The 10,626-nt window shown below is 59.7% G+C and carries 10 protein-coding genes; 3 read left to right on the forward strand and 7 right to left on the reverse strand.

The annotated features are described in order from the left end of the window. Positions 1 to 120: 120 nt before the first annotated feature. The 6 genes from ACIPL2_RS32425 to ACIPL2_RS32450 are packed head-to-tail and all read right to left on the reverse strand — an operon-like array spanning position 121 to position 6,837. On the reverse strand, positions 121 to 1,452 hold the full coding sequence (locus tag ACIPL2_RS32425; protein WP_401364128.1) for a DUF58 domain-containing protein: 1,332 nt from the start codon (positions 1,450 to 1,452) through the stop codon (positions 121 to 123). Beyond that, on the reverse strand, positions 1,449 to 2,450 hold the full coding sequence (locus ACIPL2_RS32430) for an AAA family ATPase (RefSeq protein ID WP_401364131.1): 1,002 nt from the start codon (positions 2,448 to 2,450) through the stop codon (positions 1,449 to 1,451). The genes ACIPL2_RS32425 and ACIPL2_RS32430 overlap by 4 nt, the downstream gene beginning before the upstream one ends. Further along, positions 2,447 to 3,610 (reverse strand): DUF4350 domain-containing protein, encoded by a 1,164-nt coding sequence (locus ACIPL2_RS32435; RefSeq protein WP_401364134.1) that lies wholly within the window; start codon positions 3,608 to 3,610, stop codon positions 2,447 to 2,449. Before ACIPL2_RS32435 ends, ACIPL2_RS32430 begins: the two co-directional genes overlap by 4 nt. Then, on the reverse strand, positions 3,607 to 5,151 hold the full coding sequence (locus tag ACIPL2_RS32440) for a DUF4129 domain-containing protein (RefSeq protein ID WP_401364137.1): 1,545 nt from the start codon (positions 5,149 to 5,151) through the stop codon (positions 3,607 to 3,609). The genes ACIPL2_RS32435 and ACIPL2_RS32440 overlap by 4 nt, the downstream gene beginning before the upstream one ends. Next, positions 5,138 to 6,115 carry a stage II sporulation protein M gene (locus ACIPL2_RS32445; protein ID WP_401364140.1) on the reverse strand — a complete coding sequence of 326 codons (978 nt, stop codon included), beginning with the start codon at positions 6,113 to 6,115 and terminating at the stop codon, positions 5,138 to 5,140. The genes ACIPL2_RS32440 and ACIPL2_RS32445 overlap by 14 nt, the downstream gene beginning before the upstream one ends. After that, positions 6,112 to 6,837, reverse strand: a complete 726-nt coding sequence (locus ACIPL2_RS32450; protein WP_401364143.1) for an RDD family protein — start codon at positions 6,835 to 6,837, stop codon at positions 6,112 to 6,114. Before ACIPL2_RS32450 ends, ACIPL2_RS32445 begins: the two co-directional genes overlap by 4 nt. Before the next feature lie 185 nt (positions 6,838 to 7,022). Between ACIPL2_RS32450 and sbcB the strand changes: the two genes are divergently transcribed. Further along, a complete protein-coding gene (gene sbcB / locus ACIPL2_RS32455; RefSeq protein WP_401364145.1) occupies positions 7,023 to 8,453 on the forward strand; it encodes an exodeoxyribonuclease I in 1,431 nt (476 codons plus the stop codon). A gap of 101 nt (positions 8,454 to 8,554) precedes the next feature. Here sbcB and mvaT read toward each other — a convergent pair whose 3' ends face one another. Beyond that, positions 8,555 to 8,932, reverse strand: coding sequence for a histone-like nucleoid-structuring protein MvaT (gene mvaT / locus ACIPL2_RS32460; RefSeq protein ID WP_007933316.1), 378 nt, complete (start codon positions 8,930 to 8,932; stop codon positions 8,555 to 8,557). A 340-nt stretch (positions 8,933 to 9,272) separates the two neighbouring features. On the opposite strand from mvaT, the gene purU reads away from it, so the two are divergent. After that, complete coding sequence (gene purU / locus ACIPL2_RS32465; protein WP_059402225.1) at positions 9,273 to 10,121, forward strand: formyltetrahydrofolate deformylase; 849 nt, start codon at positions 9,273 to 9,275, stop codon at positions 10,119 to 10,121. An 86-nt stretch (positions 10,122 to 10,207) separates the two neighbouring features. After that, positions 10,208 to 10,387, forward strand: coding sequence for a hypothetical protein (locus ACIPL2_RS32470; RefSeq protein WP_401364148.1), 180 nt, complete (start codon positions 10,208 to 10,210; stop codon positions 10,385 to 10,387). Positions 10,388 to 10,626 lie beyond the last annotated feature (239 nt).

Below are 10,626 nucleotides of genomic sequence, written 5' to 3' on the forward strand. Positions count from 1 at the left end.
TTGATCTACTGTGTACACAAAATTTTTGCTCGACATCGATCAAATGTGGGAACGGGCTTGCTCGCGAAGGCGTCAGCTCACACAACCCACCCAGGACGGATAAACGCTAAACCGGGCAACCTAAAACACCCCGGCCTTTTTCCATTCCAGATAACGCGTCACCAGCGTAGCGCCCAGTTCGCGGGTGGTGGCATCCAGCACGGCCACGCCATGCGCATTCAATCGCTCATGCAGTTCGGCCCGTGCGTTCAAGTAATCCACCGTCCCGCAATAGGTCAGCGCCTCAGGCAACGTTTGCACCGGTGTCTGGCGTAGCCGGTCGAGCACCTCTTCGCGCAGGCTGGCCACCAACACCCGATGCTGTTTGCTCAGGCGTTTAACGGCAGTGAGCAATTCGTCGTCGTCTTCGTCCCGCAGGTTGGTCACCAGCACCACCAGGCCCCGGCGTTTCTGTCGAGCCAACAGTTGGGTGGTTGCCGCCTGATAGTCGGCGCTGCGCTGGGTGCTTTTCAGGTCATAGACCGTGTTGAGCAAGACATTGAGTTGCCCGGTGCCTTTTACCGGGGCGAGGTAGCGCGGTTGCTCGACCGCAAAGGTGCTCAAGCCGACGGCATCGCCCTGGCGCAAGGCGATATAACTGAGCAGCAGGCAGGCGTTCAGCGCGTGATCGAAATGCGCCAGCTCCCCGTCCTGACTGCGCATGTGCCGGCCGCAGTCGAGCATGAAAATGATCTGCTGGTCGCGCTCGTCCTGATATTCCCGGGCAATGGGGGTGCGCTGGCGGGCAGTGGCTTTCCAGTCGATCTGGCGCAGGCTGTCGCCTTCGCGAAATTCCCGTAACTGATGAAACTCCAGGCCCAGGCCGCGTCGCTGTTGCTGGCGAACGCCGAGTTGGCTGAGCCAATTGTCCACGGCCAGCAATTGGCCGCCGTAGAGGCGGGCGAAGTCGGGGTAGACGCGGGTGTTGTCGGTCACGGTTGACAGGCGTTTGTCGGACCACAGGCCCAAGGGGCTCGGCAAACTGATTTCACAGCATTCGAAGCTGAAGTGGCCACGCTTGAGCGGGCGCAGGCGATAGTTGATCAGGCTGCGCTGACCGGGCTGAAGCTCGACCGACAGTGGCAGGTTTTCGAAGCTCAGGCCCTCCGGCACATGGTCGAAGACCTCGATGCTCAATGGATGCTGGAAATCATGTTCGACCTCCAGCCGCACGTCGCCCCAGCGACCGAGCGCCAGGCTGCCCGGCATCTGTCGGTGTACGCGGGGAGACGGCAGGCGTTTGAGGCGGATGGCGTCGAGTATCGCCAACGCGAGCAGCGCCAGTAGTAATCCCCAGTTGATCGACAACAGACTCGGTGGAAGCGCGATGTCCAGTGCCTTTAACGTGCCCGACAGGATGCCGATGGCCAGCAGCGTGGCTAACCAGATCAGCAGCAGGCGCGACGGTTTCACAGGCGCGGCGCCGGCACTTGATCGAGCAGTTGGCGCAGAACGTGATCAACTTCCAGCCCTTCAATATCCAGTTCTGGCGCAATGCGCACACGATGGCGCAGCACCGCCAATGCGCAGCCTTTTATGTCATCCGGAATCACGAATTCACCGCCGCGCAGCAAGGCACGCGCCCGGGCGCAACGCACCAGGGCGATGGAGGCCCGAGGCCCGGCGCCAAGGGTCAGGCCTGGCCAGCTGCGGGTGGTGCGGGCCAGGCGCACGGCGTAGTCGAGGACCTGGTCGTCCAGCGGCAAATCGCTGGCGATGCGTTGCAGGGCCAACACATCCTTGGCCTGCAATACCGTGCGCAGCGGTTGAACATCGAGCATGTCGGCCCTGGTCGAGCGACTGACCTGACGAACCATGTCCACCTCCTGATCCGCATCGGGGTAATCCATGCGGACCTTGAGCATGAAGCGGTCGAGTTCGGCTTCCGGCAGCGGGTAAGTGCCTTCCTGTTCAATCGGGTTTTGCGTGGCGAGCACCATGAACGGTTGCACGATCGGCAGGGCACGGCCTTCGAGGGTGACCTGGCGTTCCTGCATAGCTTCGAGCAGCGCTGCCTGGGTCTTCGCCGGCGCGCGGTTGATTTCGTCGGCCAGCAACAGGTTAGTGAACAGCGGACCTTTGCGCAGTTTGAATTGCTCGGTCTGCAAGTCGTACACCGCGTGGCCGGTGACGTCGCTGGGCATCAGGTCCGGGGTGAACTGGATGCGTGCGAATTCGCCGCCGAAGCAACGCGCCAAGGCTCGCACCAGCAACGTCTTGCCCAGTCCCGGCACGCCTTCGAGCAGCACGTGCCCCCCGGCGATCAGTGCCGTGAGCACGTCGTCGATAACCGAGTCCTGGCCGATCAACGCTTTTTGCAATTCAAGGCGCACGGCCTGGGCCAATTGGCTGGCGCGCTGGCGTTGCTGCACGGCGTGACTCGGTGCGCCGGGCTCGATCTGTTGACTCATAAGGCGTTCCTCAAGGTTTGCAGGTGGGCGACCAGACGGCTGAATTCAACGCTGGAAAGCCGCTGCTTCGGTCGCGGGCTCATGGCCTGGCTGATGGCGCGTGTGGGTTGGCCGGTCAGGCGTGCGAGCACCAGCCATTGTTCGGCGACGCCGAGTTGTTCAAAACCGGGATGACGGTGCCGCACGCGGCGCAGAATGTCTTGTTGCAAGGCGTGCAGCAGGTTGCCCTGGCCCTTGCGGCGCAACATGAAATCGGCGCTGGCGCGCAGGTGTTCCTGAAGTTGCCGGCGCGCCCTGGGAGCCGGTTCCAGCACAGGGCCGTGGCGCACGCCGACACGCCAAAACCCGAGACCGATCAGGGCGACGAGTGCGATCAACGCCTGGGGGAAATAGCGCAGCAGCAACGTCAGCAGGCTGTCGTAATGGCTGTTGAACAGCAAGGTGACCTTGGTGTCGGCGGTCAGGTACCAGAGCAGCCAGGCGTTGTCGTATTGGTCGATCGCCGGAGTTTTCCACAGGTCGGCATCGGTCACCACGATGATCGAACCGAGCCCGTGGTTCAGCTGCATCATGTGCGTCGCCTTGCCGCTGTTGGCCCAGGCCTGGGCCAGGTTTTTCGGGTCTTCAAGATGGAACGCGGTGTCGAAGCTGGCGTAAGCCGGCGCGATTTCATCTTCAAGGTACAGCTTGGTCAGTTTCGGGTAGGGGTCATCGAGGATGTCGGGCGGCGGGTCCCGCAGGTCTTTGCTCAACGACTGGTGCAACTGCACCCGGTCGAGCAGCAGGTCATTACTCTGGCCGGTCTTTTCATCCCACAGCGATTGCGCAACAAACAAAAGGCGCCCGCCGGCGCGAGTCCAGTTCATCACCTGATCAATCTGCCGTGGTGTCATGTTGTAGCGGTCCCCGAGCAACAACAGACTGTGTTGACGCGGGTCCAGGGTCGGCAGGATATCCAGGCTGTTGGCATGGCTGACGTCCAGGCCCTGTTTGCGCAGAAAGTGCTCGGCGGCCAGGTAAGGATTGGCCTGGGCTTCGGGAGCGGGGCCGTGATCGATTTCTGCCTGGTAAGGCGTGGCGTTGAGGTACAGGTAAACACTCAACGCGCCCAACAGCACGGCGATAAACACGCCGGCCGCCTGCCACCTCTGCCGGTTCATCGGGCGGCTCCCGAGCCGAACAAGGCACGCCAACCGTCGCAGAGTTCCTGTTGCAGATGCGCGGGTGGCAGACGATGCCCGTAGGCCATGTTCTGCCAGTGACCGGTCAGGTTTTTGCTGAAAGCCAGCAAGGCCGGTTGTTGCAATTGCTCGACGCGTGCCAGCACCTGGCCTTCGGTGTCGGCGACTTTCAGCGCAATATTGAAGTCATGCAGCAAGTGGCTGAGCAGGGCACGATAGAGCAACCCGAGCGCCTCGCGAGGGTTGGACTGCCAGAGACTTTCGGCGCTGGCGGCGATGTCGGCGGGCAGGGTCTCGCGATTGAGGTCCAGGCCAAAAGCCTGCTGCGGTAACGGTCGGGTAATTTTACGGTTCAGGGCCGGTCGACGGCTGACAAAGGCCTGCAACCAATCGCGGTAATACCAGAACAACAGTCCAATGGCCGCGATCACGGTCCCCCACAACATGGCCTCGATCAGCGTGGCCAATGTGCCGAAGTGTTGGCTGTTCAACAGCTTGAACAGTGCCTTCAGCCATTCGGGCGTTTCGCTTTCGTCCGCGCCTTCGGCGGTCGACTGTTCTTCACCAAAACGATAGCGAGTGACCGTTTCCTTGTTCTTGAACGGCGGCTGGTCGAGGATTGCCTTGATGCTGTCCCGGGACGCCTGGCTGGTCAGTGGCTGATCCAGCAGGCGCGGGCTGTCGGGTGAAATGACCGGCTCGGCGGCCCAGGCGGTTGGCGCCGCGGGCGTCAGCAGGAACACTGCCAGCAGCAGGGCCAAACCGGCACCGCTCAAGCGTTGGCGCAGGCGGCGGAACACCAGTTCAATATCCCAGGCTTCCAGCACCGTGCGGCGGTTCAGGTAAAGGCTGAAGCCGCAGGCCACGTAAATCGGTTCCCATACCACCAGCACCAGTGCGTAGAAGGCGTTGGTCAGGTGTTCCAGCCAGCGCCAGTCCTGTGTGGCGGCGGTGATCAGGGTCTGCCAGCTCCAGTCGAGTTCGACCTGTTGCGGCAAGAGCAAATAGAACAGCACCATCAAGCCAATCCACAACGCGCTTTCCAGGTGCACGCCGATGATCGTCAGCCATCGCGAGGCACCGGCGTCACGCTGCAACAACACCTGCAAACGCTGTTGTCGTGCCTCGCCACTCAGGCCTTCGAGCTGCACCACCGGCATCAGGAAACTGCGGCTCGGGCTCAATCGTCGCCAGGTCAGGCTGGCCAACAGTTGCGGCCTGAGCAGCCGCGGCCATTCAAGTAACGCCTGTTTCAACGTGGGTGTTTCACCGAACATGGCTTTGGACAGGATGTACAGCGGCAGGCGGTCGAACGCCGGTTTCAGCCACCAGAAGATGAACACCGCGAGGGACGGCGAATCCCACAGCATCACGCTGAGCAGGGCGAAAACCGGCAAGGTCACCATGGCCCAACTGGTCATCAACAGGTGTCGGTGCCGCTGGCTCAGCAGCACGCCCAGGTCCATGGCTTCCCAAGTCGGGCGCGGGCGGATGACCACACTGGCGTCACTCAGGCGCATGGCGGGTTCGTCCGGCAAACAGCAAATAGGCAATCACTAATAACCAGAGCGCGGCACCGACCAGGTATTTGGTCATGGGTGCAGGCCCGGTCATGGACGACCAGTAGGCTTCAATAAACGCGGCAATCAGCAGAAACAGCATCACCCCGCAAATCAGCAGCACGCTCTTGCGCGCCGCCAATCGCAAGGCCTCGGTGCGACGCAAACGGCCGGGGGCGATCAACGCCCAACCCAGCTGCAGGCCGGCGGCCCCCGCGAGGGCGATGGCGCTCAGTTCAAAGGCACCATGGCCGATCACGAAGGACCAGAAAGTTTGCCCGTAACCGATGTGCGTCAGGTGCCCGGCGACCGCGCCGATCATCAAGCCGTTGAAGAGCAGGAAAAACGCGCTGCCCAGGCCAAACAGCAAACCGCTGGCGAAGGTCTGAAAGGCAATGCCGATGTTGTGCATGATGTAGTAACCGAACATCACCCAGTCTTCACTGGCGGCCCGTTCTACCGAGCGACCGAGGTGCCCGGCATCAGGGTCATACATGCCCTGCATTTCGCTGACCTGCTCGGCCGGGATCAGGTTGTAGACCAGGTCCGGGAACAGATACACCAGCAGCGCGAAGCCGATCAGGCTGCCAAAAAATATCAGGCTGGCGGCAAGCACGAAACGCCACTGTTCACGCACCAGTCGCGGGAAATCGGCCAGGATGAAGCCCAGCACATGGGCACCCAATCGGCTGCGATGCCGATAAAGCTGTTGGTGCCCGCGCAGTACCTGCTGTTGCAACGAATCGATCAGAAAGCTGCTGTAACCGCGCTCCTGGGCCAGCGCCAGGTGTTGGCAAAGACGCCGATAGTCACTGGGAAAACTTCCGGCGTGCGAGGCGTCCTTACCCTGTTCCAGCCGTTCAAGCAGCAGGGAAAACCGCTCCCATTCGGCCTTGTGGCGATTCTCGAAAAGACTTTGCTTCATGCGGGGCCCAACAAGCCGCGGGCGATGCCATTAAGTTCAGCGACCGCCAGTGGCGCGGGAACGTGCAGTGGTTCAGCGAGGATGGCGGCGAGCTCCCTGACCCTGGCGTCGGAGAGCTCGCCCTGGCGTTCGGCAAAACCGAGGATGGCCCGTTGTTCGGTCAGTTTCAGGGCGAATGCCGGGCGCAAAGGTTGGGCATCGGGCAGTTGCGGGCGGGTGAGCGGTTGTTCGCGGTAGATCACCAGCGTGCCGGCGGCCAGGTCACCGAGGCGCTTGAAACTGGGGTGTTGCAGGCAACTGATGGCCCCGAGGAAATAGCCAAACGGCAACATGTCGACCACTCGCAGCAGGTTGCGCAACAGCGAAGCGGACCAGCCGATCGGTGTGCCATCGTCCTGCACCACCCGCAAACCCATCCACTGTTTGCCTGGCGAGCGCCCCTGATTGAGCACTTCGAACAGCACCATGTACCACCAGCTCACGCCGAACAGCAGGATCGAGCCCAGCCCGGCCCCGAGTTTCCCGAGGAACGCCAAGACGATAAACAGCAGGCCGAGAATCAGCCCGCGCAACCCCAGGTCGATGGAGAATGCCAGTGCACGAACCATCAACCCGGCAGGACGCAGTGGCAAGTCGATGCCTTCCGGCGTTTCGACCTGATACCGCGTATCCAGTGGCGGGGACAGCGATGCTTTCCTTGGCAGTGCTGTAGTCTCGAGCATGGGCTACCTGATGATGTGGCCTGATCGGGATTCTCTGTCCGTTCGATGCTAGCAGCCTCTCGGGGAAAAACGACATAACTATGTATTGCACGGTGAGTAGCCAGAGGTGATTGAATGACAAGACTACTGGCCGGGGCGGGATGTGAACGCCTAGACTTCGCCGATCTTCAGTTCAGGAATAGCCCGTGACCTCCATCTTCTGGTACGACTATGAAACCACTGGCATCAACCCCCGTTGCGACCGCCCGCTGCAAATGGCGGGGCTTCGCACTGACTTTGAGCTCAATGAGATAGACGAGCCGGTCAATCTCTACTGTCAGCCCAGTGAGGACATCCTGCCGCATCCGGCGGCCTGCGCGATCACCGGCATTACGCCAACTGTCCTGGCCGACCAAGGCCTGGGTGAAGCCGATTTCATGACCCGCGTGCATGCCCAACTTGCCGCGCCCGGCACCTGTGGCGCGGGGTACAACACCTTGCGTTTCGACGACGAGATGACCCGCTACAGCCTGTACCGCAACTTTTTCGACCCTTATGCGCGTGAGTGGCAGGGCGGTAACAGCCGTTGGGACCTGATCGATGTGGTGCGTGCGGCCTATGCCTTGCGCCCCGATGGCATCGTTTGGCCGACGGATGAAGAAGGGCGGGTGACGCTCAAACTCGAACGCCTGACCGCCGCCAATGGCATTGATCACGGCAATGCCCACGAAGCGTTGTCGGACGTTCGCGCCACCATCGCCCTGGCGCGCCTGATTCGGCAAAAGCAGCCGAAACTGTATGACTGGCTGTTTCAATTGCGCGGTAAACAAAAGGTCATGGATCAGATTCGGCTGTTGCAGCCGATGGTGCATATTTCCGGGCGCTTTTCGGCGGCACGCAGCTATGTCGGTGTGGTGCTGCCATTGGCCTGGCACCCGCGCAACAAGAACGCCTTGATTGTCTGTGACCTGCACCTGGACCCACAGGGTTTGCTCGACCTGGATGCCGACACCTTGCGCCAGCGGTTGTATACCCGTCGCGATGACTTGGCCGAGGGCGAGTTGCCGGTGCCGCTCAAGCTTATCCACATCAACAAATGCCCGGTGGTGGCGCCGTTGTCGGTACTTCGTCCTGAAGACCAGCAACGCCTGGGGCTCGATATGGCGCTCTATCAGGAACGTGCGCTGCGGCTAAGTGACGCACAAAAAGTGTGGCGAGATAAAGTTCTGGCGATTTATGCCAGCGAGGACTTTTCATCAAGCCAAGACCCCGAGCAACAGTTATACGCCGGTTTTATCGGTGATCGGGATCGGCGTCTATGCGAGCAAGTCAGAGCAGCCGACCCTGCGCAATTAGCGCAAGAGCAATGGCCGTTCGATGATGAACGCTTGCCTGAATTATTGTTTCGATATCGCGCACGCAACTTCCCCGATACGTTGAGTTTCGAAGAGCAAGAGCGCTGGCGAATATTCTGTCAGCAACGTCTGTCAGACCCTGAATGGGGTGCACCCAATACACTGGAAACTTTTGTAGAGGCTGCCGCCCAATTGACGGTTGCTGCTACATCGTTTCAGCGAGAGGTGCTTGATCAATGGCAGGATTATGTAGAGGGGTTACGCAAACGTTTAAATCTTTGAAAACGAAAATACCCATGGCCTGAAAGTCGCGCATAAAAAAACGCCAGCATTATGCTGGCGTTATTTTTTGTCGCGGATAAGTCTTTGACAAGCTCTGCGGCTTAGCCCAGCAGAGTAGCCCAGCCTTCAACCACGTCACCGCCCCACTTGGCTTTCCACTCTTTCAGCGTCTTGTGGTTGCCACCTTTGGTTTCGATGACTTCGCCGTTGTGCGGGTTTTTGTATTGTTTAACTTTACGAGCACGTTTCGTGCCAGTAGTTTTTACTGCGCCGCCGCGTGGAGCCTTGGTTTTAGACTCTGGATCCAACAGCGCGATGATGTCACGCAGGGACTTGGAGTATTCGCCCATCAAGGTGCGCAGTTTGCCTTCGAATTCCAGCTCGGTTTGCAGTTTGTCGTCTTGGGACAGGTTCTTCAAACGGGCTTGCAGCTCTTTGATAGCTTCTTCGGTGGCGCGGTATTCGTTGATCAAGGACATGAGGACTACCTTATGTTGGGCGCTGGATGGCAGGTGACAGTGGCGCAATAATAGTCAGGGTGTTTCATCAAGTAAACATTAAACCGGAGTTTATTTAATTTAGTTGCGATGTGTCGGGCGCAAATTGGATGTGCAGTTAAATAAAGTGTCATGCAGTCATCACGAATATTCACAATTGCGCTCTTGAAGATTGGCTTAAGAGCACCAACGCGCGGGCAGCGCGTACCGCCGGAACCTGCGTCGCCGACCCTTTGTGCAACGTGCGGCGTCATCAATACTGCAGTTTTGCTGCGCAATCGCTAGAATGACGGCCTTTGCGAAGTTCTGGAGTTTCCCCCTCATGCGCACTTTTCGGCTGGTGATTGCTTGCCCGGACCGCGTCGGCATCGTTGCTAAAGTCAGTAACTTTCTGGCGTCACATAACGGCTGGATCACTGAAGCGAGCCATCACTCGGACAATCTCAGTGGCTGGTTCTTCATGCGTCACGAAATTCGTGCCGATTCGTTGCCTTTCGGTATCGAAGCGTTTCGCGAAGCGTTTGCACCGATTGCCGAAGAGTTCTCGATGAACTGGCGCATCACCGATACCGAGCAGAAAAAGCGCGTGGTATTGATGGCGAGTCGCGAGTCTCACTGCCTGGCCGACTTACTGCATCGCTGGCACAGCGATGAACTGGATTGCGAAATTTCCTGCGTGATCTCCAACCATGACGACTTGCGCAGCATGGTTGAGTGGCACGGTATTCCTTACTACCACGTACCGGTCAATCCGCAGGACAAGGAACCTGCCTTCGCCGAAGTCTCGCGGCTGGTCAAACAGCACGATGCCGAGGTGGTGGTACTTGCCCGCTACATGCAAATCCTGCCGCCCGAGTTGTGCAGCGAATATGCGCACAAGGTGATCAACATTCACCACAGCTTCCTGCCATCGTTCGTGGGCGCCAAGCCGTATCATCAGGCATCGTTGCGGGGGGTGAAGTTGATTGGCGCCACTTGCCACTATGTGACCGAAGAGCTGGACGCCGGTCCGATTATTGAGCAGGACGTGGTGCGGGTCAGCCACAGCGACAGTATCGAAGACATGGTGCGTTTCGGGCGCGATGTCGAGAAGATGGTGTTGGCTCGCGGTCTGCGTTATCACCTGGAAGACCGGGTGTTGGTGCATGGCAATAAAACCGTGGTGTTCTGATAGTCATACGGCACGGTTGAAATTCGAAGGGCCTGGGCGTTCGATCGCTGCAGGCCCTTTGTTGTTTCTGACCTGAGGATAGGTTTATGGCTGATCCACTCGATAAAGCGACTTCCCGGGCACCTGCCACGTTGGGGGAAGGGTGTTTGAGTCGTTATGACCCGGATGAGCTGGGCGCCGAGGATGGCACTGAGTTTCCGGGGGCGGTGGAGTTGTGGGAGGCGTTGAATTCTGAGCCTGAGGTTGTGCCTGCTGAAGAGGCGTGAAGTCTGGTTGAGTGGGCGCTTTGATGGTGTGCATATCCGTTATGTCGGTAACGGCTGCTATTGGTTCCGCCCTTACGGCGGGTCACTTTCGAAAAGCGCGAAAGTAACCAAAGCGCTTTTGCCCTTACGTTCGGTGCCTCGCTAAGGCTCGGCATGCCCTCGCTCCGGTCCTGCTCCGTGGGCCCGCCGCCATCGGCCATCCTTGGCCGGGGGCGGCTAACCCGGCATCCATGCCGGGT

Source organism: Pseudomonas sp. NPDC086251, from assembly GCF_044746405.1.
GTDB lineage: Bacteria > Pseudomonadota > Gammaproteobacteria > Pseudomonadales > Pseudomonadaceae > Aquipseudomonas.

What these genes read in the sequence shown, in the direction of transcription:
- ACIPL2_RS32430 (WP_401364131.1), bottom strand. Translation starts at nt 2,450, where the DNA reads ATGAGTCAACAGATCGAGCCCGGCGCACCGAGTCACGCCGTGCAGCAA.
- ACIPL2_RS32445 (WP_401364140.1), bottom strand. Translation starts at nt 6,115, where the DNA reads ATGAAGCAAAGTCTTTTCGAGAATCGCCACAAGGCCGAATGGGAGCGG.
- ACIPL2_RS32435 (WP_401364134.1), bottom strand. Translation starts at nt 3,610, where the DNA reads ATGAACCGGCAGAGGTGGCAGGCGGCCGGCGTGTTTATCGCCGTGCTG.
- ACIPL2_RS32470 (WP_401364148.1), top strand. Translation starts at nt 10,208, where the DNA reads ATGGCTGATCCACTCGATAAAGCGACTTCCCGGGCACCTGCCACGTTG.
- mvaT (WP_007933316.1), bottom strand. Translation starts at nt 8,932, where the DNA reads ATGTCCTTGATCAACGAATACCGCGCCACCGAAGAAGCTATCAAAGAG.
- purU (WP_059402225.1), top strand. Translation starts at nt 9,273, where the DNA reads ATGCGCACTTTTCGGCTGGTGATTGCTTGCCCGGACCGCGTCGGCATC.
- ACIPL2_RS32440 (WP_401364137.1), bottom strand. Translation starts at nt 5,151, where the DNA reads ATGCGCCTGAGTGACGCCAGTGTGGTCATCCGCCCGCGCCCGACTTGG.
- ACIPL2_RS32450 (WP_401364143.1), bottom strand. Translation starts at nt 6,837, where the DNA reads ATGCTCGAGACTACAGCACTGCCAAGGAAAGCATCGCTGTCCCCGCCA.